Origin of the sequence: Streptomyces sp. ISL-1, from assembly GCF_018614585.1 — a bacterium.
Taxonomy (GTDB): domain Bacteria; phylum Actinomycetota; class Actinomycetes; order Streptomycetales; family Streptomycetaceae; genus Streptomyces; species Streptomyces maoxianensis.
Genome location: NZ_JAGGOI010000047.1, coordinates 40,000 through 62,220, shown reverse-complemented (window position 1 = coordinate 62,220; position 22,221 = coordinate 40,000). Strand labels below are relative to the sequence as shown.

The 22,221-nt window shown below is 70.9% G+C and carries 16 protein-coding genes and 1 pseudogene; 6 read left to right on the top strand and 11 right to left on the bottom strand.

The genetic code is table 11. The features are described 5' to 3' along the window. Positions 1-282, top strand: a pseudogene (locus J7E87_RS29675) (Uma2 family endonuclease); the annotation flags it as partial. A 53-nt stretch (positions 283-335) separates the two neighbouring features. Here the strand turns inward: J7E87_RS29675 and J7E87_RS29670 are convergent. Further along, on the bottom strand, positions 336-1,397 hold the full coding sequence (locus J7E87_RS29670) for a mechanosensitive ion channel family protein (protein WP_215097684.1): 1,062 nt from the start codon (positions 1,395-1,397) through the stop codon (positions 336-338). A gap of 275 nt (positions 1,398-1,672) precedes the next feature. Between J7E87_RS29670 and J7E87_RS29665 the strand changes: the two genes are divergently transcribed. Beyond that, the gene (locus J7E87_RS29665; protein WP_215097683.1) at positions 1,673-2,209 is read left to right on the top strand and encodes an HNH endonuclease; all 537 of its coding nucleotides are present in this window, start codon (positions 1,673-1,675) and stop codon (positions 2,207-2,209) included. A gap of 59 nt (positions 2,210-2,268) precedes the next feature. Here the strand turns inward: J7E87_RS29665 and J7E87_RS29660 are convergent, their stop codons facing one another. Further along, positions 2,269-5,328, bottom strand: coding sequence for a beta-N-acetylglucosaminidase domain-containing protein (locus J7E87_RS29660; protein ID WP_215097682.1), 3,060 nt, complete (start codon positions 5,326-5,328; stop codon positions 2,269-2,271). A gap of 267 nt (positions 5,329-5,595) precedes the next feature. On the opposite strand from J7E87_RS29660, the gene J7E87_RS29655 reads away from it, so the two are divergent. From J7E87_RS29655 to J7E87_RS29645, 3 genes are read left to right on the top strand one after another with little or no spacing between them, the layout of a single operon-like run. Next, positions 5,596-5,826 (top strand): hypothetical protein, encoded by a 231-nt coding sequence (locus tag J7E87_RS29655; protein WP_215097681.1) that lies wholly within the window; start codon positions 5,596-5,598, stop codon positions 5,824-5,826. Next, on the top strand, positions 5,827-8,136 hold the full coding sequence (gene malQ / locus J7E87_RS29650; RefSeq protein WP_215097680.1) for a 4-alpha-glucanotransferase: 2,310 nt from the start codon (positions 5,827-5,829) through the stop codon (positions 8,134-8,136). It begins immediately after the preceding gene. Between the two features lie 20 nt (positions 8,137-8,156). Then, entirely contained in the window at positions 8,157-8,384 is a 228-nt protein-coding gene (locus J7E87_RS29645; RefSeq protein WP_215097679.1) for a hypothetical protein, read from the top strand. Positions 8,385-8,682: 298 nt separating this feature from the next. On the opposite strand, the gene J7E87_RS29640 is transcribed toward J7E87_RS29645, so the two are convergent. The 8 genes from J7E87_RS29640 to J7E87_RS29605 all read right to left on the bottom strand — a co-directional run bounded on the left by J7E87_RS29640 (position 8,683) and on the right by J7E87_RS29605 (position 20,341). Next, a complete protein-coding gene (locus J7E87_RS29640; protein ID WP_308313120.1) occupies positions 8,683-9,819 on the bottom strand; it encodes a selina-4(15),7(11)-diene synthase in 1,137 nt (378 codons plus the stop codon). 224 nt (positions 9,820-10,043) lie between these two features. Then, positions 10,044-10,673, bottom strand: a complete 630-nt coding sequence (locus tag J7E87_RS29635; protein WP_215097678.1) for an ATP/GTP-binding protein — start codon at positions 10,671-10,673, stop codon at positions 10,044-10,046. Beyond that, positions 10,654-11,013: a DUF742 domain-containing protein gene (locus J7E87_RS29630; RefSeq protein ID WP_215097677.1), complete on the bottom strand. Its 360-nt coding sequence runs from the start codon at positions 11,011-11,013 to the stop codon at positions 10,654-10,656. The genes J7E87_RS29635 and J7E87_RS29630 overlap by 20 nt, the downstream gene beginning before the upstream one ends. Continuing rightward, positions 11,010-11,426, bottom strand: a complete 417-nt coding sequence (locus J7E87_RS29625) for a roadblock/LC7 domain-containing protein (RefSeq protein WP_215097676.1) — start codon at positions 11,424-11,426, stop codon at positions 11,010-11,012. The genes J7E87_RS29630 and J7E87_RS29625 overlap by 4 nt, the downstream gene beginning before the upstream one ends. Further along, positions 11,423-12,859: a sensor histidine kinase KdpD gene (locus tag J7E87_RS29620; protein ID WP_215097675.1), complete on the bottom strand. Its 1,437-nt coding sequence runs from the start codon at positions 12,857-12,859 to the stop codon at positions 11,423-11,425. The genes J7E87_RS29625 and J7E87_RS29620 overlap by 4 nt, the downstream gene beginning before the upstream one ends. A gap of 174 nt (positions 12,860-13,033) precedes the next feature. After that, positions 13,034-15,604: an aminopeptidase N gene (gene pepN / locus J7E87_RS29615; RefSeq protein ID WP_215097674.1), complete on the bottom strand. Its 2,571-nt coding sequence runs from the start codon at positions 15,602-15,604 to the stop codon at positions 13,034-13,036. A gap of 199 nt (positions 15,605-15,803) precedes the next feature. Further along, on the bottom strand, positions 15,804-16,832 hold the full coding sequence (locus tag J7E87_RS29610; RefSeq protein WP_215097673.1) for an aspartate-semialdehyde dehydrogenase: 1,029 nt from the start codon (positions 16,830-16,832) through the stop codon (positions 15,804-15,806). A 191-nt stretch (positions 16,833-17,023) separates the two neighbouring features. After that, positions 17,024-20,341: a S8 family serine peptidase gene (locus J7E87_RS29605; protein WP_215097672.1), complete on the bottom strand. Its 3,318-nt coding sequence runs from the start codon at positions 20,339-20,341 to the stop codon at positions 17,024-17,026. A 203-nt stretch (positions 20,342-20,544) separates the two neighbouring features. Here J7E87_RS29605 and J7E87_RS29600 point away from each other — a divergent pair, with 203 nt between their 5' ends. Next, positions 20,545-21,018 (top strand): NUDIX hydrolase, encoded by a 474-nt coding sequence (locus tag J7E87_RS29600; protein WP_215097671.1) that lies wholly within the window; start codon positions 20,545-20,547, stop codon positions 21,016-21,018. Between the two features lie 68 nt (positions 21,019-21,086). Here J7E87_RS29600 and J7E87_RS29595 read toward each other — a convergent pair whose 3' ends face one another. Continuing rightward, positions 21,087-22,118: a hypothetical protein gene (locus J7E87_RS29595; RefSeq protein WP_215097670.1), complete on the bottom strand. Its 1,032-nt coding sequence runs from the start codon at positions 22,116-22,118 to the stop codon at positions 21,087-21,089. Positions 22,119-22,221 lie beyond the last annotated feature (103 nt).

Sequence of the window (22,221 nt, the reverse complement as noted above, 5' to 3'; positions counted from 1 at the left end):
CACACTCCGGGGGTCACCTCAGGTAAGGGTGGCCCCTTCGATCGGGGCACCGTTGGGCCGGGTAAACACGTAGCCGAGGCTCGGGACTACCCGGCCATGGGGATCCCCGTCTACGTGATCATCGACCCCCGGAAGGGCACGGCCGCGGTTCTCACTGACCCCGGCCCCGGGGCGGAGGGCATCCGGTACCGGTCCAGACACGACTACGTCTTCGGCGACACGATGACCGCTGGGGCATGGAGCATCGACACCGGACAGTTCCCGACCTACGAGAGTCCGTAGTACCAGAAACAGGACAGGGCCCCTCCGCTACGGGAGGGGCCCTGTCGCTGCCGCTACTTCGCCATGTTCGCCGGCGGCGCTATCGGCGTCGCCGCCAGTGACTGCGGCGACGTCGCCGACGCGTACGCCGACGGTGCGGCCATCCCCGCAGTCGGGTCGAGCAGGGCCTCCTCGAGCGTCGGCGGCAGGCCGCCCACGATGCGGATGCCCGCCGCGTCGAAGGCCTGCTTGATGCGCCAGCGCAGTTCCCGCTCCACGCCCAGGGCCTTGCCCGGCATCGTCTTCGCCGCGACCCGGACCGTCATGGAGTCCAGCAGCACCTCGTTCAGGCCCAGCACCTCGACCGGGCCCCACAGCTGCTCGTTCCACGGCTCGGACTTCGCCAGGTCGTCCGCGACCTCGCCGATCACCGAGCGGACGTGGTCCAGGTCCTCCGAGGAGCGGACCATGACGTCGACCGCCGCCGTCGCCCAGCCCTGGCTGAGATTGCCGATGCGCTTGATCTCGCCGTTGCGCACGTACCAGATCTCACCGCTGTCGCCGCGCAGCTTGGTAACGCGCAGGCCGACCTCGATCACCTCGCCCGAGGCGACGCCCGCGTCCACGCTGTCACCGACGCCGTACTGGTCCTCCATGATCATGAAGACGCCCGAGAGGAAGTCCGTCACGAGATTCCGCGCGCCGAAACCGATCGCGACGCCCGCGACACCCGCCGAGGCGAGCAGCGGGGCCAGGTCGATCTCGAAAGCGCCGAGGATCATCAGGCCCGCGGTGCCGAGAATGACAAAGGAAGAGACCGAGCGGAGTACGGATCCGATGGCCTCGGAGCGCTGTCGTCGTCTCTCGGCGTTGACCAGCAGGCCGCCGAGTGCGGTGCCCGCCACCGCCTGGGCGGAGCGGTTCATCCGCTCGATCAGCTTGGTCAGGGCACGGCGGAGGAGCATGCGCAGCACCAGCGCGACCACCAGGATCAGCGCGATGCGCAGACCGGTGTTCAGCCAGGTGGACCAGTTCTGCTCCACCCAGCTCGCTGCGTCGCCGGCCTGCTTGGCGGCCTCGTCGAGCGAGGCAGGCTCGGGCGACGGATCGGCGGCCAATAGGACGGACCAGGACACGGGGGGAACCTCCAGGCATTGCGGGAGCAGCTCAACCACCCTAACGGGGCATCCGGTGTGATCCGGTGCGCTGTTCGAGGGAGAGACGAGGCTCACCTGGGGATGAGCAATTCGCGGCCTGTCGCGGCCTCGAGGCAGGTCGTAGGCATGTGGTTGAAAACACCTCGAGCCCGTTACCCGCACGTGGTGGCGCTCGGACCTGGCATGAGGAGAGACTGAGAGCAGATCGTCCCGGCGCGAGCCACGCGCCGCCGGCGTACAAGGAGGCATCCACCGTGCCGCACGTCCTGGTCCTCAACGCGTCGTACGAGCCCCTCGGCGTCGTACCGCTCCGCCGCGCGCTCATCCTCGTCCTGGAGAACAAGGCTCTCTGCCTCGAGGAGTCCGGCGCCTTCATGCACAGCGCGACCCGTGTCATCGCCGCTCCCAGCGTCGTACGTCTGAAACGGTTCGTGCGGGTCCCCTACCGGGGGCCTGTTCCTCTCACCCGCAAAGCACTCTTCGCCCGCGACGGCGGGCGCTGTATGTACTGCGGTGGCGTCGCAACCAGCGTCGACCATGTCATTCCGCGCAGCCGTGGCGGACAGCACGTCTGGGACAACGTGGTGGCGGCCTGCCGCCGCTGCAATCACGTCAAGGCGGACCGGCATCTGCGGGAGCTGGGGTGGCGGCTGCACCAACAGCCCGCCCCGCCGAGCGGGCTCGCGTGGCGCATCATCGGGACCGGGCATAGGGACCCGCGCTGGCTGCCATACCTGCAGCCGTACGGCGCGGACGACGCGATGGCCCGGATCGACGGCATTTCCGCCTAAGATCCGGGCCTTCGTAGTCCCTCGCCGCCGCCCCGTACTCACACGGTGCTCACTCGCGCTCACTCCGCGACGGCGTAAGCCTCGACCGACCAGAGCGAGTACCCGTACTGGGTGGCGCGCGCCTCGCCCTGGACGCGGATGAAGCGGGTGTCGCGGCTGTCCATGCGGACCGTCTCGCGCCCGCCCCGGCCTGTCGTCACCGTGGCGGCCGTACGCCAGATGCGGCCGTCCGAGGAGACCTGGACGCGGTACTTCGTCGCGTACGCGTCCTGCCAGTGCAGCACCAGTTGGCCGACCCGGGCGGGCCGCTTCAGCTCCAGCTGCCACCAGGCGCCGTCCTCGACGGGCGAGGACCAGCGGGTTCTGGGGTCGGCGTCGATCGCCGAGGCCGCCGGGAAGTCGGCCGTCTCGTCGCCGGACGACGAGGCGACGGAGCCCGCGGCGCGTGCGAGGTCGGGGCCCGCGGTGCGCGGATACGCACGCACCGTGAGCGTGCGCTCCTGGCCCGCGAAGGACAGCGGAACCTGGTACTCCCCGGCCGGTGTGCCCGCCGGGACGGTGACCTCGACCGGCACGGTCGTACGCAGTCCACGCGGCACCGTCGTCTCCTTCGGCACCGACACCTTGATGCCCGCCGGGGCCTTCGCGGTGAGCGCGCCGCGCACCTCGGCGGGGCGGCGCGCGGTCAGCCGGATGCCGGCTCGCTGCGGACCGCCGCCGATCTCGGCGTTCGTCTCGCCCTGTACGAGATCGAGGCCGGCCGCCGGCTCGTCGGCGAACCAGGGCACCACGGACCGTACGGCGACGGGCTCGCCCCCGTCCGACGCGATCCGCACCGCGTCCATCCGCAGTCCCTTGGCATCGGCTTGGGTCCAGCCGCTCGCCGAGAGGGGAGCGAGCGTGCGCCAGCCCTCGCCCGGGACGTGCGCCTCAAGGCGGCCGCCGGATCCTGAGCCGCTGCCCGGGGGTCCACCCGCGCGCCCGCGCGGGGTCTGGCTCGCGGCCCCGGAGTCGCCCGAGCCCGCGGTTCCGCTCGGGGTGCCGTCCGCGCCTGCGACCGCCGTCCCGTGCCCCGGCTCCGACATCACCGTCACCGCCGCCACCGGCCTCGTTCGGTCCAGCCACACCGTGTCGTCGCCCGCCGTGGCCTTGACGCGGTCCGCGCCCGTCCAGGCCGCCGACTCCTTCGCCGCCCGTTCCAGGAACGGGTTCAGCACGCCCTTACCGACGGTCGCGCGGCTCGCTCCGAGCTCCTTGCGCAGCAGCTCCAGGTCCAGCGAGGCCCGCCAGGCCGCCTCGCCGTCGCCGCGGGCCTGCGCCTGCAGCATGTCGACGGAGAGCTCGCCGGCCCGGCCGTACCGCGCCAACTGCTCCAGCCACGGCCGTACTTCGTCGCCCAGACGGCCGTCGGCGGGTCGCTTCAGCCGCTCTGGAGCCTCGCGCATCACGGTGAACGCGGCGCGCAGCGAGGCCGCTGCCCGGTCCCTGGCCGCCACGTCCGTCGTCGTACGGGACCACCAGAAGTCCTTCAGCAGCGGCTGCAGATAGCCGGACTCGGAGGGGCTGAGGATCGAGGAGGCGTGGTTGCCCGCCAGCGCGCGCAGCGCCTCACGGGTCTTCGCGTCGCCGCCCGCGAGGTCGTTTATCGCGGCCTGCCAGGACTCCTGGGGGCGATAGCTCTTCGGGTTCCAGGCGTAGTCGGCGGCCGTGAACAGCGGGATGCGGGAGGCGGACGCCTGCTCCATGGCGTTGGCGAGCAGCGCGGCCGAACCGCTCGCCACGGCAGGCTCGCGGCCCGTGTAGGGGCCGAGGAACATCCGGTCCTGTGCGTAGTCGTTGACCGGGTAGTTGTCCATGGTGACCAGTGGGTGTCTGAACGCGTCGCGTGCGCCCGCCAGTTCGCGCCCGGTGATCGTGCGCGGCACCACCCCGACACCCGTCCACGCCACCTGGACCCGGCTGTCCAGCTCGCTCGCGAGCGCCCGCCGGTAGTCGGTGGCGCCCTCCTGGTAGAACTCCGTCGGCATCAGCGACAACGGCTCGGCCACCGGATACCGGTCCGCCAGATGCCGGGCCACCGCGCCCGCGACCCGCGCGTGCGCCCTGGCCGCCGCCTCCGGGCCGGAGCCGAAGGCGTCCGCGTCCTTGTCGCAGTGCCACTCGCTGTAGCTGACGTCCTGGAACTGCAGCTGGAAGGCGCGCACACCCAGCGCCCACATCGCGTCGATCTTGCGCGTCAGCGCCCTGACGTCGTCGTTCTTGGCCAGGCACATCTCCTGGGCGGGCGCGACGGCCCAGGCGAGCGTGACGTGGTTCTGCCGGGCACGCTCGGCGAGTTCGCGGAACTCGGCGCGCTGCGCGGCGGGGTAGGGGTCGCGCCAGCGGGCCTGCCGGAAGGGGTCGTCGCCGGGCGCGTACAGATAGCGGTTCTGCTTGGTACGGCCCATGAAGTCCAGCTGCGCCAGACGCTGTTGATGGCTCCAGGGCTGTCCGTAGAAGCCTTCCGTCAGTCCGCGTACGGCCGTGCCCGGCCAGTCGCGTACGAGGACTCCGGCGACGGCCTTGTGACCGCTACCGGCGACGGTCTTCCGGTCGGTGATCAGTTGGCGCAGTGTCTGGACGCCGTGGAAGAGCCCGTCCCCGCCGAGGCCGTCGAGCGCGACCGTGTCGCGGCCCTCGACCTGGCCGACCGCGAGCCGGTAGCCGCCGGAGGGCAGGTCGGCGCGCTCGGGCGCGCGCAGGGCGCGCAGCGCGTTCTGCGCGCCGGTGCCGCCGATACGCAGGACGGGACCGCGGCCGGGCAGCTGGGTGTGCACGGTCCGTACGCCGGCATCGCGCAGCAGCTTTTTGAGCCGCTCTACGGCGTACGGATCGGCATCGCGGTCCGCAGCGACGGTCACCTCGTCGCCGAGCGGCACGGCGGAACCCGCGGCCCGCATCGTCTGCGGGCGCGGCCACACGGACGGCAGTGCGGACTCGCCCTCCGGGTCCTTGGCGGTGCTGGGCAGGGAGCCGGGGTCTTCGGGGGCCGCGACCGCGCCGTGCGCGCCGCCGAGCAGGCTGCCGATGACTGCGACTGCGACGGCTGTCGCGGTCCGCCTCCTGCGCGCGAGCCGCACGTCAGTCTCCCCTCGTCCATCCCTGACGTTCCGGTCGGTTTCGAGCCCACCACCGCCACACTCCGGGTGTCAATGCGAGCGGCCGTTGTGCACCTTTTGCCTGATGCTATGGGTGGTTTGAAGCAATGTGACTCAACTGCGGGGTGAGGGAGGGAATGTGGGGAACTTTGTGTGACACGGAACACGTTGACCGATCGTGCAGGTCTGCCTTCGCGATCGCTGGGTAGGGCGCCTGTGTCCCGATCCCGTCAGCTTGGAGTGTCCCCCATGGCCGCATCCGCGCATCTGCTGCTCTCCGCCCTGTCCAAACAGGTCCCGGGCCCCGGCCCGCTCACCAGCGAACCCCCGCTCGCCGATGCCGCCCCGCTCACCAGCGAACCCCCGCTCGCAGACGCCGCCCCGCTGACGAGTGAGCCGCCCCTCGCCGACGCCGCTCCCCTCACCAGTGAGCCGACCGCGCACGGGACGGCCGGCGGCACGGAGTCACCAGGAGTCTGAATGGGCCTAGACCGGCTCGCCGCGCTGCACGGAGTCGCCACCGCCTACGCGCCCTCGGAGGGCGTCACGGTCCCTGTCCCCGACGCCACGGTCCTTGCGGTCCTCGCGGCGCTCGACATCGACGCGTCGACGCCCGCGGCGTTACGTGATGCCTTGAACCACGCCGAGTCCGCGGCGTCGGCCCGCCTGCTGCCGCCGACCGTGGTGCTGTGGAGTGAGGGCGCCGATCCGCTCCCACCTGCCCTGACGGCGCTCCCCGCGGGCACGAGTGTGCGGGTCGAGACGGAGGGCGGTGGGGCGGTCCAGTGGACCAGCCCGGGTCCGGCGGGCGCTGCCCCGCCGGGTGGCGCGGAGCCGACCACTACGGCCGAGGCGGCTTCTGCGGCCGGCGTGGTGCATCCCGCCGGCGTGGTGCCTTCGGTCGGCGCGGCGCCTCCGATCGATGTGGCGCCTGTGTCCGGCGCGGTGCCACCGGCCGACGTGCCGCTCCCGGCCGAGGCGGCGTATCCCGCCGACATGGCGCATCCCGCCGACATGGCTCATGACTGGCCGCAACTTCCCCTGGGCGTACACCAGTTGCACGCCCACGCCCCGGACGAGCGCGTGGCACGCTCCACCCTCATCGTCGCGCCCGCCCGCGTGCCGTCGCCCGACCGGCGCTCGTACGGGTTTCTCGTGCAGCTCTACTCCCTGCTCTCCGCCCGGTCCTGGGGCATGGGCGACCTCGGCGATCTGGCCGAGCTCGCCACCTGGTCAGGGCGAGCGCTCGGGGCCGGGTTTGTGCAGGTCAACCCGCTGCACGCGGCAGTGCCCGGCGCGCCCACCGATCCCTCCCCGTACCGGCCGTCCTCGCGGCGGTTCCCCGATCCCGTCCATCTGCGGATCGAGGACATCCCTGAGTACGCGTACGCCGGCCCCGACGACCGGCAGCGGCTGGACGAGCTCCGGGACGAGGCCGCGCGACTGCGTGAATCCGTGCTGGCCAAGGGTGCGTTGATCGACCGGGACGCCGTGTGGGCGCTGAAGCGCGCGGCCCTGGAGATCGTGCACCGTATCCCGCTGGGGCCCGGCCGCCGCGCCGCGTACTGCGACTTCCTGGCCGAGCAGGGGCAGGCACTGGAGGACCACGCCACCTGGTGCGCCCTCGCCGAGGTGCACGGGCCCACGTGGCACTCCTGGCCCGCCGCGCTGCAGGACCCGCGCTCGCCCGAGACCGCGCGGGCCCGGCACGAGCTGATGGACCGGGTCGACTTCCATGGGCGGCTGGTCTGGCTCACCGACCGGCAGCTGGCCGCGGCCGGACAGGCGGCGCGTGAGGCGGGCATGGGCGTCGGCATCGTCCATGACCTGGCCGTCGGCGTGCACCCCGGCGGTGCGGACGCCTGGGCGCAGCGGGAGGCATTCGCCGCCGGGATGTCGGTCGGCGCGCCCCCGGACGCCTTCAACGCACGCGGCCAGGACTGGGGGCTGCCCCCGTGGCGGCCGGATGTGCTGGCCGCGTCCGGCTACGCCCCGTACCGGGGACTGCTCCGAGGCCTCCTGCGGAACGCGGGCGCGCTGCGTATCGACCATGTCATGGGCCTGTTCCGCCTCTGGTGGGTCCCGGAGGGCAGCCCGCCCACCGAGGGCACGTATGTGCGATACGACGCGGAGGCGATGCTCGCGATCCTCGTCCTGGAGGCCCACCGCGCGGGCACGGTCGTCATAGGGGAGGACCTCGGCACGGTCGAACCGGGTGTGCGTGAGGCCCTGACCCGCAGGGGCGTGCTGGGCACCTCCGTGCTCTGGTTCGAGCGCGACTGGGCCGGCACGGGCCGCCCGCTGCCGCCCGAGCGCTGGCGCGAGGGCTGCGTCGCCACCGCGACCACGCACGATCTGCCGTCCACCGCGGCCCGGCTGACCGGCGAGCATGTGGCGCTGCGGCACCGCCTGGGTCTGCTCACCCGCCCTCTGGAGCAGGAGCGTACGCAGGACGCGGCGAACGTCTCCGAATGGCTCGGCCTGCTCACCGGCCTCGGCCTGCTGCCCGAGGGCACGGGCGACGAGGAGGGCCAGATCCGCGCGGCCTACCGCTTTCTGCTGCGTACACCCGCCCGCATGGTCGGCGTCTGGCTGCCGGACGCGGTGGGCGACCGCCGCCCGCAGAACCTCCCGGGCACCTGGGACCAGTACCCGAACTGGCGCCTGCCGGTCGCGGACGCCGAAGGCCGCCCGGTCCCCTTGGAGGAGCTGGCCGCCTCGCCCCGCCTGCACGCGCTGATGGGGGTCTTCACGCCCCGTACGGCACCCCCGGACGCGCGGCCGGGATAGCCGTTCGCTACGTTGGCATCGTGGACAAGAAGAACGCTTTGCGCGCCGGCTCCGTCGCGGCCGGTACGACGCTGATGATGCTGCTCCTGTCGTCGCCCGCGCTTGCCTTCAGTGACGACGGCGAGGACCCGGGCCAGGGTCTGAGCGTGATGGAGACGGTGGGCCTCTTTGTCGCGGCGCCGGTGGGGCTCTTCCTGCTGATCGTGGGCCTGGTAATGGTTCTCGACAAGTCCAGGAAGCAGACCTGACCGGCTTCAGGCCCCGTCAGCTCCACGAGATCTACTAGCTCCACCGGCTTTCCAAGGGCGCCTTGAGGTGTGTACGCACCCAAGGCGCCCTTGCCATGCCTGCCATCCCCCCAACCATTCAGGCTCCGGCCTGCCGGGAGCCTGAGGTGGTGCTGGGGCGGGGCCGCCGCATCCCGCGCTCACCGGCGGCGACGGGCTGACGACGGACGCGTCACGCGGCACAGCCGGCCGTCCTGACACCGGCACCGACACCGGCACCGACACCGGCACCGGCACCGACACCGGAGAACCCGTTGCTCTAGGCCGCGTTCCCCTGCATCGGCCGGTGCCGTACACGCGATGCGGTCCCGTCGGGCACGAGGTGGGGCACATGACCGGGCACCTCGTCGGGCATGAGGTCCCACCACCAGGAGACGGCGGGGATGTCCAGTGGCTCGCGGCTGTCGTCGGTGGGCGTATCGCGGAACACCGACGGGAAGGCCGCCGGATCGTCCGGCGTGGTGTACCGAACGGAGCTGATGCCCCAGTCCTGGGCGCCGCGTATGAAGCAGGCAAGGCTGCTCAGATACCGCCGCAGCTGCGGGCTGGCCGTCGGCTGCAGGTGCGCGCTCAGGCGCATGAAGAGGGTCATCACCCGGTCCCGCTGGGAGATCGCCGTCTCCAGTGCCTGGACGGGATTGAGACCGTGCTCCTCCTCCAGCACCCGCAGGGCGTTGAGGTAGTAGCCCGACCCGTTGCGTTCCTTGTGGTACGAGAAGATGTCGTTGTCCCACGTGATGATGAAGGACGCCATCTCGGCCGCCGCGCGCACGGCGGTGTGGTCCCGCTCGTGCGGCTGGAGCTCGTAGCCGTGTCCCATCTCCAGCAGCGGTAGCACCACGGACGTCGCGCCGTCGTAGAGGCGCATCAGGGTGTAGTCGTTCAGGTCCGGCACGGTGCCCGTACTGCGGTGGGCCGCCTCCCACACCACGGAGAAGAAGTACTCCCGCAGCGCGTCCACCCAGCGGGCCGTCTGGCCCGGGGTGCCGTAGCGGCTGACCCGGAGCCGCAGGTCCCGCAGTCCCGCGGCCAGCGGTTCGTCGAGCAGCATCGGGGCTTCCGGGTTCTGGGCGACGCGCAGCAGACGATGGAGCAGGCCGGCCAAGTCGCCGGGCCGGTGGCCGAGTTCCCCCTCCTCGCAGTGTCCGTCGTCCACGCCGAAGAGCCACAGGACGAAGTCCGAGAGGAGGGAGACGACCTCCTCACTGCCTTCCGGCAGTATCCGGGCGGAGAACGTGCCGATGTCCTGCATCACGAGTCTGCCGCGCAACTCGTCGGACCCGATGCGAAACGTTTCGGCCCAGGCCGCGGTCTGCACGTCTATGTCCGCATGGCACGGATGGATCGCCGGCGGAATGGGAGAGAAGATCGGTGGAACTCTCAGCTCGGGTCCCACTGCGAACTCCCTCTCGTTGGGGGCGCGACGCCAACTCTGCTTCAGCAGAGGTCACTTGCGCCCCAGAGCGATCAACCATGGCGCATAGTATTCACTCCGAGCGGTTGATCCAATAGGACAAGCCCCCGGCTATGGGGCACGCCACCGCGCCCTCCCCGGCCGTCGGGGTGAGAACGGACCAGGCCGTGGGCCGTGCGCCGTCGCGAGGCGTCGCGAGGGCAGGATCATGACGCCTCCCGCGTCGTGGCCAGCGTCTGCAGGTAGCGCATCAGCGTCATCAGTACGTCCCGGCTGGACGCGCGCTCCCGGGCGTCGCACATCACGATCGGCACCGCCTCGGGGAGATCGAGCGCGGCCCGCAGCTCATCCACCGGATAACCGGGCGTGTCCGGGAAGGAGTTCACGGCCACCACGAACGGCACCCCGCGCTCCTCCAGACGCCCGATGACGTCGAAGCTGACCTCGAGGCGGCGGGTGTCGACCAGCACCACGGCACCCAGCGCGCCCTCGAACAGACCGCGCCACAGGAACCAGAAGCGCTCCTGTCCGGGAGTGCCGAACAGATAGAGCACCAGCTCCTCGTTGATGCTGATGCGGCCGAAGTCCATCGCGACCGTCGTCGACGTCTTGTCGCCTATGCCCGCCGTGTCGTCGACGCCGACCCCGGCCTGGGTCATCGTCTCCTCGGTGGTCAGTGGCCGGATCTCGCTGACCGAGCCGACCAGGGTCGTCTTGCCGACCCCGAAGCCGCCCACGATCACCACTTTGACGGCGGCGGCAGCGGTTGCCGGCAGCGCATCCTCGCTCCGCGGCCCGGCGGCCGGCGCCGGTTGCTCAGAGCCTCTGAAGTCCATCGATCACTGCCTCAATCAAAGCGCGGTCGGGAAGTCGGGCGGGTGGGACGGGTGCTCGGGCGACGACCCGGTTGCCGGCGAGCAGATCGCCGATCAACACGGTCACGACGCTGACCGGAAGGCCGGTGTACGCGGAGATCTCGGCGACCGACAGCGGCGCGTCGCAGAGCCGGATGATCGCCGCGTGCTCCGGCTGCATACCGGGCTTCGGCCCGGACCTGGCCATGATCAGGGTGACCAGGTCCAGCGTGGCGGGGACGGACGAGCCGCTGCGGCCACCTGTGATGACGTAGAGCCGCTCGGGACTGTCCTCCCAGTCCCGGCCGCCCGCGTCGCTCACCTCGGCTGTCCATCCTGACGCGGCGGGGTGCTCAGGTGCTCACCGATCCGCAGAACGAGGTCCCGCATCCGCTGGCCCATCAGCCCTGCGTCGACGTCCGCGTCGGCGAGCACCGCGAGGAATGCCCCGGGGCCCGCTGCCATCAGATAGAAGAAACCGCCGTCCATCTCGATCACGACCAGCCGCATCCGGCCGTCGCTGTGCGGGAGTTCGGAGGCGACCGCGCCGGCCAGGGACTGCAGCCCGGCACAGGCGGCCGCCAGCCGGTCGGCGGTGTCGGTGTCGGTTCCGTACTGGGCCATGCGCAGACCGTCGGCGGAGAGGACGACCACATTCCTGGTCTGCGGCACGCCCTCCGCGAGGTCCTTGAGCATCCAGTCCATGTTGGTCTGGTTGGACTGCTGCTGAGTCATGGCTGGTTGTTCCCTCTGTTCGTCTCGGGGGTCTCGCCGGTCACGCCGCTCTGGAAGGCGGCCAGCCACATGCCGGGCTGCACCGCGGGTGCGGGATCCGATTCGGACTCCGGCGCCGGCGCGGCAGTTGGGGCCGGTGCCGCGACGGGCGCCTTGCGACGCCGCTGCGGCAGACCGTTCGCGGTCCGCTCGGCCACGACAGGGAGCTCGTCTTCCACCGTCGTGGGACCGGTGGCCGGCTTGGGCGGGCGCTCGGCGGGGGCCTGAGGCAGAGTCGGGCGGGGGCCGGAGGAGGCGCCGATGCCATGCGCGAGACCGGTCGCCGAAGCGGCCGTGGTGATCAGCGCCTGCGGGACCACCAGGATGGCGCGCACACCGCCGTACGCGGAGGAGCGCAGCGAGACCTGGAAGCCGTACGCCTGCGACAGCCGGCCGACCACGGCGAGGCCCAGGCGCGGCGTCTCACCGAGGTCGTTGACATCGATGCCCTGCTGGGCCTGGCGGAGCATACGCTCGGCCCGCTTGCGGGCCTCCTCGCTCATGCTGACGCCGCCGTCCTCGATCTCGATGGCGATGCCCGACTGCACGTCGACGGCGGTCAGATGGACCTTGGTCTGCGGCGGCGAGTAGCGGGTGGCGTTGTCGAGCAGCTCGGCGAGCGCGTGGATCAGCGGCTCGACGGCGGTGCCGAGGACGGCGACCTCGGTGACCGAGTGCAGCTCCACCCGCTGGTAGTCGATGATCCGCGACATGGCGCCGCGCATCACGCTGTAGAGGGGTACGGCCTTGCTCCACTGGCGGCCGGGCCGCGCGCCGCCGAGCACGGCGATGGAGTCGGCGAGCCGGCCGATGAGCGCGGTGCCGTGGTCGATCCGGAGCAGATCGCCGAAGACTTCGGGGGAGCGGCCGTGCCGGTCCTCCATCTCCCGTAGTTCCTGCGCCTGTTGGTGGACGATGGCCTGAACCCGTCGGGCGATGTTGACGAAGGCGCGCTGTGCGGATTCGCGCAGATCTTCCTCGGCCACCACGGCGTTGAGTACCGAGCGCAGCACCGCCTGGTGCTCGGCCCGGGCGTCGATCGATTCGAGTACGTCCTCCGGGAACTCGCCCTTGCGCAGCCGCTCCACCACCTGCGGCAGCAGTTCGTCGGCGAGGTATCCGGTCTCGGCCTGCTGCCGCGCCAGCGCGGCCTCCCGCTCCGAGAGTCTGGCCCGCAGCTCCTGGACCAGCCTGCCCCGGCGCGCTGCTTCGGCGCAGGCGATCGCCACCATGACGACCGCCGCGACACCGATCCAGAGCACAGGGGTGCGGGCCGACTCGGAGACCAGTACGGCGGCCGCCGCGGTGGCCGCGGCGATTACGGCGACGGGCAGCAGCCACACGGAAGAGCCCGCAGGCCGCGGACTTCCGGTCGACGTTTCCTGTCGAACCATCAGCACCCTCAAACCCCATCGAACGAAGAAGATCACATAACGACGGTCGGGAGCATATCCATGTCCGGCCAAGGAGTTTGACGGCGGGTCACAGTAATTGGCGCATTGTTTTCGCCCGGCACCGACGAGGGCGCCCCGAGCCGATGTGGCCCGGGGCGCCCTCGCGCGAGCTCGTTACGCAGCGGCCGCGTCCGCCTCCTGCGCCTTCAGCGCACGCTCGACGCCCGCCCGCGACTCCGAGATCAGCCGCCGCAGCGCGGCGTTCGGCTCGGCCGATGCCAGCCACGCGTCCGTCGTGTCCAGTGTGGCCTGCGAGACCTGGAGCGAGGGGTAGAGCCCGACCGCGATCTGCTGGGCGATCTCATGGCTGCGGGACTCCCACACGTCCTTGACCGTGGCGAAGTACTTGTCGGTGTACGGGGCGAGCAGCTCGCGCTGGTCGGTCTGGACGAAGCCCCCGATGACCGCCTCCTGCATGGCGTTCGGCAGCTTGTCGGACTCGACGACCGAGGCCCAGGCCTCGGCCTTCGCATCCTGGGTCGGCCGGGCCGCGCGCGCCGTCGCCGCGTGGCGCTCGCCCGCCGCCGTCTTGTCCCGCTCGTACTCCGCGGCGATCTCGTCCTCGTCGAGCAGGCCGGCAGCGGCGAGACGCTCCACGAACGTCCACCGCAGCTCGGTGTCCACGGCCAGACCATCGATCGACTCCGTGCCGTCGAGCAGCGCCTGCAGCAGGTCCAGCTGCTGCGGCGTCCTCGCGGTCGCGGCGAACGCCCGCGCCCACGCCAGCTGGTGGTCGCCGCCCGGCTTCGACGCGCGCAGATGCGCCAGCGTCGCGTCCGTCCACTGCGTCAGCCCCGTCTCGCGCCACTCCGGCGCGGCGTACAGGTCGATCGCCAGCTTCACCTGGCGCTGCAGCGACTGCACGACGCCGATGTCCGACTCCTTGCCGATGCCGGAGAGGACCAGAGAGAGATAGTCCCGCGTCGCCAGCTCGCCGTCGCGGGTCATGTCCCAGGCGGAGGCCCAGCACAGGGCCCGCGGCAGCACCTCGGTGAAGTCGCCGAGGTGCTCGGTGACGACCCGCAGCGACTCCTCGTCTAGGCGGACCTTCGTGTACGTCAGATCGTCGTCGTTGAGCAGGATCACCGCGGGACGGCGGGTGTTCTGCGGGAACGGCACATCGGTGCTCTCGCCGTCCACGTCGAGCTCGATCCGGTTCGTACGGACCAGCTTGCCGTTCTCGTCGAGGTCGTAGCAGCCGATCGCGATCCGGTGCGGACGCAGCGTTGGCTCACCCTTGGCGCCGGCGGGCAGGGCGGGCGCCTCCTGGCGTACGGAGAACGAGGTGACGTACCCGTCCTCGGAGACCTCGATCTCGGGGCGCAGGATGTTGATGCCGGCCGTCTCCAGCCACGCCTTCGACCAGGTCTTCAGGTCACGGCCGGAGGTCTCCTCCAGCGCGCCCAGCAGGTCGGACAGCCTGGTGTTGCCGAACGCGTGCGCCTTGAAGTACGCCTGCACCCCGCGGAAGAACTCGTCCTGCCCGACATACGCGACGAGCTGCTTCAGCACCGACGCGCCCTTGGCGTAGGTGATGCCGTCGAAGTTGACCAGGACGTCGTCCAGGTCACGGATGTCGGCCATGATCGGGTGGGTGGACGGCAGCTGGTCCTGCCGGTAGGCCCAGGTCTTCATCTGGTTCGCGAAAGTGGTCCAGGCGTGCGGCCACTTCGAGCCGGGGGCGTGCGCCTGGCAGGCGATCGAGGTGTAGGTGGCGAACGACTCGTTCAGCCACAGGTCGTTCCACCACTCCATGGTGACCAGGTCGCCGAACCACATGTGCGCGAGCTCGTGCAGGATCGTCTCGGCGCGCGTCTCGTACGCCGCGTCGGTCACCTTCGAGCGGAAGACGTACTGGTCGCGGATGGTCACCGCGCCGGCGTTCTCCATCGCGCCCGCGTTGAACTCCGGCACGAAGAGCTGGTCGTACTTGGCGAAGGGGTATTCGTAGTCGAACTTCTCCTGGAACCAGTCGAAGCCCTGCCGGGTGACCTCGAAGATCGCGTCCGAGTCCAGGAACTCGGCGAGCGAGGGCCGGCAGTAGACGCCGAGCGGGACGCTCTGCCCGTCCTTCTCGTACGAGCTGTGCACGCTGTGGTACGGACCGACGATCAGCGCGGTGATGTACGTGGAGATCCGCGGTGTCGGCTCGAAGCGCCAGACGTTGTCCTGGGGCTCCGGAGTGGGGGAGTTCGAGACGACCGTCCAGCCCTCGGGGGCCTTCACGGTGAACCGGAAGGTCGCTTTGAGGTCCGGCTGCTCGAAGGAGGCGAAGACGCGGCGCGCGTCCGGCACCTCGAACTGCGTGTAGAGATAGGCCTGCTGGTCCACCGGGTCGACAAACCGGTGCAGCCCCTCACCGGTGTTGGTGTACGCGCAGTCCGCGACGACCGTCAGCTCGTTCTGGCCCGTGTGCAGATGCGGCAGCGCGATCCGCGAGTCCCTGAAGACGGCGGCGACGTCCAGTGCCTTGCCGTTCAGCACGACTTGGTGCACGGCCGGGGCGACCAGATCGATGAAGGTCTCCGCGCCCTCCTCGGCGGAGTCGAAGCGCACCGTGGTCACGGACCGGTAGGTCCCGCCCTCCTGTGCCCCGCTCAGGTCGAGGTCGATCTCGTACGAGTCGACACTCAGCAGGCTCGCCCGCTGCTGGGCCTCTTCGCGGGTCAGATTCGTGCCAGGCACGCTGTCATCTCCTCGGTTCGTGACGTTTGCGGCCATCTTTCCACGGGGTGCGGGTCCGTCGCCTGCTCTATTTGCCTGCCCCGATCGCCTGCCCCGATCGCCTGCTCCGCCCGCTGCCCCGGCCGAAGGGGCAGGCCCGCGGGGAGCAGCACGAGGGCGGGGCACCCCGTGGGTGCCCCGCCCTCGTCGCCGGCAGGGGTCAGGCCTTGAGCTCGTCGGCGACGAGCTCCGCGATCTGCACGGCGTTCAGCGCCGCGCCCTTGCGGAGGTTGTCGTTGGACAGGAAGAGCGCGAGGCCGTTCTCGGCGGTCTCGTCCACGCGGATACGGCCGACGTACGAGGCGTCCTTGCCGGCCGCCTGCAGCGGCGTCGGGATCTCGGAGAGCTCGACGCCCGGGGCGTACGTCAGCAGCTCATAGGCGCGCTCGACGCTGATCGGGCGCTCGAAGCGGACGTTGACCTGCAGCGAGTGGCCGGAGAAGACCGGGACGCGGACACAGGTGCCGGAGACCTTGAGCTCCGGGATCTCCAGGATCTTGCGGGACTCGTTGCGGAGCTTCTGCTCCTCGTCGGTCTCGAAGGAGCCGTCGTCGACGAGGTTGCCCGCCAGCGGCACGACATTGAAGGCGATGGGGCGCTTGTAGACGGCGGGCTCGGGGAACTCGACGGCCGCGCCGTCGTGCGTCAGCTCGCTCGCGCGGCCGGCGACCTCCTTGACCTGCCCGTCCAGCTCGGCGACACCGGCCACCCCGGAACCGGACACGGCCTGGTAGGTGGTGGCGATCAGCGCGGTGAGTCCCGCCTCGGCGTGCAGGGGCTTCAGGACCGGCATCGCGGCCATCGTGGTGCAGTTCGGGTTGGCGATGATGCCCTTGGGGCGGTTCTTGATCGCGTGCGGGTTGACCTCAGCGACGACCAGCGGCACCTCGGGGTCCCGGCGCCAGGCCGAGGAGTTGTCGATCACGACGGCGCCCTGTGCGGCGACCTTCTCGGCGAGCGCCTTGGCGGTCGCGCCGCCGGCCGAGAAGATCACGATGTCCAGACCGGAGTAGTCGGCGGCGGAGGCGTCCTCGACGGCGATCTCCCGGCCCTCCCAGGGCAGGGTGGAGCCCGCGGACCGCGCCGAGGCGAACAGTCGCAGCTCGTCGACCGGGAACTTCCGCTCGGAGAGGATCTTGCGCATGACTCCGCCGACCTGACCGGTGGCTCCGACGATTCCGACCCTCACGGACGACTCCTTTGTGCTGATTCGTACTGTTCTGCTGGCCTGGGTGCTGCTCCATGATGCGTATGTCCCCGGGCGACTTGTCCAATCCATTGTCCGATGGCCGGGACGTGTGACACAGGACATGCCGGCGGGGCGGGTGCTCCGAAGAGCGCCCGCCCCGCCGTCGTACAGACCGAGCCGCTACGGGAGTGCTACGGCGTGACCTTCTCGATCACCACGCTGCCTGCGCCCGCGACCGTGCCGCGGCCGTTCAGCAGCTGCACCTCGCCGAAGAACTGCCGCCCCTCGGGAGCCGCGCCGCCCACCAGAACCTCGGCGCTGACCTGCGCCGACGCCCCGTTGGCGAGCTTCACCGGCGTCGAGTCGACCTTGACCGAGCCGAGCGAAGCCGCGAAGAACACATCGCGGTAGTTGTACTCGGTGGTCCCGGCCGGGACGGAGTAGCCGTCGACGACGATCGTGTAGGTGCCGGCGGCCGGCTTGAGCAGGCTCACCGCCTCCTCGGAGTCGCCGTCCGCCGCCTGGCCCACCTGGACGCCGTCCAGGAGGACCGTCAGGTCCAGGTCGGCGCCCGTGTCGGAGACCCCGCCGATGGCGACGTCGAGACGCTCGACGCCCTCACCGATGGTGACCGTCGACTCCTGCGACTCACCGTCCTTGATCGACGGCCGGGCGACCTTCGCCGAGCCCAGCGAACCGCCGGCGAGCTTGCCGTCGATCGCGGCGAAGCCGTTGGTGACCTTCCACTCGACGGGGGCCGGCGTGCCGACCTTCGCCTCGGGGAGCGTCTTGACGGCCGGGTCGAAGGAGGCGCCCAGCAGGCTGACGTCCAGCTTGTACGGGTTGTCGAGCAGCGGAGACGTACGCCGCGACTCGACCTCGATCTCCCAGACGCCCGGGGTCGGCTCGGCGTACGAGCGCAAGTCCGGACGGCAGGTGTTCGCGGGATTGTTGTAGTTCGGGTAGCAGAAGATCGTCGAGCTGTCGTCGACCCCCACGCCGTACGGGTGGATGCCGATGAACCGGGTCTGGCTGTTCGCGGCCAGAGCGCCGAGCGAGACCTCGAGGTTCTTCGCGCCCTCGGGCACGGTGACGAAGTACGACTTGTGACTGTTGCGCTGTACCGAGCCGGACGCCGAGAAGGTGTACTCGGGCTTCGCCAGCTGCTTGGAGACGATCACCGTGGCGAGGATCTGCTTGTCGATGCCCTCGGTGCGCTCGTCGTCCACCTCGAGGATGGCGCTGTGGGCACCGGCCGAGCCGGGCTTGGCGTCGACCTTGACGGTGACCGGCGTGTTCAGCGGCAGCGTGACCGCGCCGGAACCGGGCAGGTCGAAGGTGCCGTCGTTGTACTTCCAGTCCAGCTCGTGCCGCACGGGGCGGTCCGGGCCGGTCGTCCGCGTGATGACGACGTCGTACGACTTCTTCTGGCCGGCCTTCAGGCCGCCCTCGCGGTCGTAGAGGCCGGTGCCGAAGCCGGGGGTCTTCAGCGCGAAGTCGATCGCGGTGTCGACCGGGGCCTTGACGCCGTACTCGTGGGCGGTTGCGCCGTCCTCGATGGCGTCCCAGGCGTCCACGATGTTGATCAGGCCGGAGCCCTGCTCATGTGCCTGCACTCCGGGGATACGGTGCGCGGTGCTGGTCAGCGCCGTGCGCAGCTTCGCCGGGGTCAGCGCGATGTGCCGCTGCTTGGCGGCCGAGAGCAGCAGAGCGCTCGCGCCCGCGGCCTGCGGCGAGGACATCGAGGTGCCCTGCAGCATCGAGTAGCCGGCCGGGAGCTTGTAGCCCGCCTCGGCGACCGGGCCGCCGGGCAGCCAGGTCTGGGTGGTGTTGATGGAGGCGCCGGGCGCGGTGATGATCGGCGCGAAGCCGCCGTCCTCGCGCGGTCCGCGGGACGAGAAGGGCAGCATGGCGTACTTCTTCGTCACCCCGGATCCGTAGTTGGACGCCCAGGTCTCCTTGGAGATGGCGGCGCCGACGGAGATGACCTTGTCGGCGAGGCCCGGGTCGCCGATGGTGTTGGTGCCCGGACCCTCGTTGCCGGCCGAGATGACCAGCTGGACACCGTAGGTGTCGATGAGGCGGGTGTAGAGCTCGGCGCGGGCGTTGTTGCCGTCGTTCAGCGCGGGCAGACCGCCGATGGACATGTTGACGATGTCCACGCCGCGGTTGATGACCAGGTCGGCCATGCCCTCGGTGAGCGCGATGTTGGTGCAGCCGCCGCTCCAGGTGCAGGCGCGCGAGGAGACCAGCTTGGCGCCGGGCGCCGCGCCGTTCATCCTGCCCCCGAAGAGGCTGTTGGCCGCGGTGATGCCGGCGACGTGCGTGCCGTGCTCGCTCTCGATGACGCCGATGTTGACGTAGTCGGCCTTGGCGCCGGCCGCGTTGTAGACGACGTCCTTGCGGACCTCGATGACGAACGGGATGCGTTCGACGACCTCGGTGGCCGGGTTGTCCTTGCCGAAGTAGCCGATCTGGAAGCCGTTCTTGTACGGCTTCATCACGGTGTCGTTCGAGAAGTTCGCGTCGTTGTCGAGGTCGACGCGGGCGGTCCGGGTGCCCGCGTCGTACAGCACGCCCCAGACGTCGGTGGTGTCGCCGTCCCGGTTGAGGTCACCGGCCATGTCGCCGCCCTTGGTGGCGGCCTCGGCGAAGAGGTTGAACTTGTACGCGCCCGCCGGGGCGGAGTACGTACGGCCGTTGACGGTGAACGTCGGGCCGCTCACATCGAGCGACATCCGGCGCCAGGTGCCGTCGCCGTCCGCGACCGGGTCGGTCGCGGTGACCCAGTCGACGATCTTGCGCTCGCCGGTGGTGGTCTTCTGCAGCGCCGGGTGGGCGAGGTCGACGCCCGAGTCGAGGATGCCGATGGTCACACCGCGGCCGTCGGCCTTGGGGTGCTCATTGACGAAGTCCACCGCGCCGGTCTCGAAGGACGGGTTGTACGGATTCTTCGCCGGGGTGTCCTTCCCGGGCGCCGGGTACGTCGCGGCCTGGGCGCCGGCCCTGCCCGCGCCCTTGGCGGTGTCGCCCGCCGGGGTGGGGTCGTCCAGCTTGATCTCGTGCTTGAGATCGATGCCGTGGACGCTGGAGAGCTTGGCGGCCGCCTTGAGCGCGGCCTCCGCCCGGTCGGTGGGCAGGGTGGCCCGCACATAGCCGAGCTGGTCGTACGTCTTGCCGACCACGGCGCCCTTGACGGCGTCGAGCTGGCCCGCGACCTGCTCGGTCGCACCGGGGGCGGTGGCGACCATGACGGTGACGCTCTTCTCGCCCTTGGCCTCGGCCTCGGCGAGCAGTTGCGCGTCGGCCGAGCCGAGCTTGTCGGACGCGGCCTTGACGCCGGCGGTGGTGCCTGGGTCGTCGGCGGGCGCGTCGGAGAAGGCCGGTACGGCGCCGGCGGCGACCAGCGCGGCCACCATCGATGCTGCGGCCGCGATGCGGGCCACGCGTCTGTGACCTGGTACGGAGCGCCCTGATATGGGGCTCTGGGATTCGGGGGTCATCAGCATCCCTGTTTAGTGAAAGAGAGGGTCCGGAATTCGGTGCCGGATGACCGCTCAGCCTTGCGTAAGTGACAGGGGTTTGTGGAGAGTTGTCGGAGGCGGGATGTGGTCATGGCGGACATCCGCCACTGCGGGCGATGTGCCATGAGGGACAAAGGGAGCCATTCGGTCCTCGCGGTCGCGGATGTGCGTACGTCTACCCTCACGGCATGAACAAGCAGTGGCGGAACAGGGAGTTGAGGGTTGCGGCCTACGCCGTGTGCGTACGGCAGGAAGAGATGCTGCTCGCCCGCTGGGTGGGCCGCGACGGCGTCAAGAAGTGGACGCTGCCCGGCGGCGGAATGGAGCACGGGGAGGACCCTGTCGACACGGTCGTCCGCGAGGTCGAGGAGGAGACCGGCTACACGGCCGAGATGACCGCGCTGCTCGGCCTCGACTCCGTCCGCCGCCGGTATCCGCGCAAACTCGGCGCGTTCGCCGACTTCCAGGGGCTGCGCATCGTGTACGAGGGCCGGGTCACCGGAGGCGAGCTGCGCCACGAGACGAACGGGTCCACGGACCTGGCCGCCTGGCACCCGCTGGCCGCGGTGACCGGCCTGGAGCGGGTCGAACTCGTCGACATCGGCCTGGAGTTGTGGCGCTCCAGGCCCGCGGTGGGCCGGATCGCCACAAACGGCCGATAGCCGCTCAACTCTTCCCCCCGGAGTTCCGCGGCTCGAGGCCGCTGAAGGCAGCTGACGCGGCCGACCGCTCAGCGCGGGAGCACCACGACGTAGGCGGCGGGATCGCGGTCCGGCGCGGCCATCAGTGCCGTGCGGACCACGGTCGCCTGCTGCTCCGGCGACTCCCGCAGTCGCCTCGGCATGATGTGTACGACGGTGATGCCGAGCCGCTCCAGCTGCTCGCGCTTGCGGACGGACTCCGACCACAGGGCGTCGTCGTCCTGGCGCGGCGCGCGGGTGTCCAGCTCGAGGGCGACGGCCTGCTCGGGCCAGTAGGCGTCGACGCCGCCGAGGTGCGGGCCGCCGGGGAGGCGCAGGTCGACGTTCCACAGGGGGTCGGGGAGCCCGTGCGTACGCACCAGGTCGTACAGCCGCTGCTCGGCGACGGCCCGCGCCTCGGCGAGCAGCGAGTCGACGGCGTTCACGACGTGAGGGCGGGACAGCAGTCGTGCGCGGTTCAACTCCTTGAGCACAGCGACGGCTTCGCAGTGCCCGCCGCTGACCGCCTCGGTGAGCAGCCGGCGTACGGCATTTGCCTCGGTGAGCTGTGCGACGGCGTCCGCGAGGGCGCGGGGCACGGGCGCGACGGGCACGCCGGTGATCTTTTCCGGTCTCGGCAGGGTGTGCGCCCGCACCAGCCGGACGCAGCCGGTCGATCGCAGCCGCCGGGTGCGGGGCACGAGGACGTCGATCCGGTCGAGGGAGAGGAGTGGCGGGGCGGAGGAGAACCGGTGCAGGGCGAGGGCGGCGAGTCCGGTGACCATGGCTTCGCCGTAGAGGCCGGCGGCGGGCACCCCCTGGGGCTCGCCCTCGGCGGGAACGGCCGTCCGTCCCGCGTAGAGGAGGGCGCCGTGCAGTCGCTCCTCGCTGGTGGGCGGTCCGGGGTGCAGGAGAAAGACACCGGGCAGCAGCGACTGCCAGGGCCCGCCCGGCAGGCACTGCGAGGTGATGCGGGCGGGGGAGATGCCGTGCGCACGCAGCTGGGCCGTGGACAGTACGCGGCGCTGGACCTCGCAGAGGTGGCTGAGCGGGAGGGGGGAGAGCGGGGTGTCGTGGTTCATGCGACGGGGATGCCCGCGGGGGGTCGGGTCGCTAACCGCTGTTACAAGCTCGTCGACAATTCAGGACAACACCGCCCTAAAGTACGGACGTTCGACTGCCGAT

What these genes read in the sequence shown, in the direction of transcription:
- J7E87_RS29625 (WP_215097676.1), bottom strand. Translation starts at nt 11,426, where the DNA reads ATGACTCAGCAGCAGTCCAACCAGACCAACATGGACTGGATGCTCAAG.
- malQ (WP_215097680.1), top strand. Translation starts at nt 5,827, where the DNA reads ATGGGCCTAGACCGGCTCGCCGCGCTGCACGGAGTCGCCACCGCCTAC.
- J7E87_RS29620 (WP_215097675.1), bottom strand. Translation starts at nt 12,859, where the DNA reads ATGGTTCGACAGGAAACGTCGACCGGAAGTCCGCGGCCTGCGGGCTCT.
- J7E87_RS29655 (WP_215097681.1), top strand. Translation starts at nt 5,596, where the DNA reads ATGGCCGCATCCGCGCATCTGCTGCTCTCCGCCCTGTCCAAACAGGTC.
- J7E87_RS29595 (WP_215097670.1), bottom strand. Translation starts at nt 22,118, where the DNA reads ATGAACCACGACACCCCGCTCTCCCCCCTCCCGCTCAGCCACCTCTGC.
- J7E87_RS29635 (WP_215097678.1), bottom strand. Translation starts at nt 10,673, where the DNA reads ATGGACTTCAGAGGCTCTGAGCAACCGGCGCCGGCCGCCGGGCCGCGG.
- J7E87_RS29605 (WP_215097672.1), bottom strand. Translation starts at nt 20,341, where the DNA reads ATGCTGATGACCCCCGAATCCCAGAGCCCCATATCAGGGCGCTCCGTA.
- J7E87_RS29600 (WP_215097671.1), top strand. Translation starts at nt 20,545, where the DNA reads ATGAACAAGCAGTGGCGGAACAGGGAGTTGAGGGTTGCGGCCTACGCC.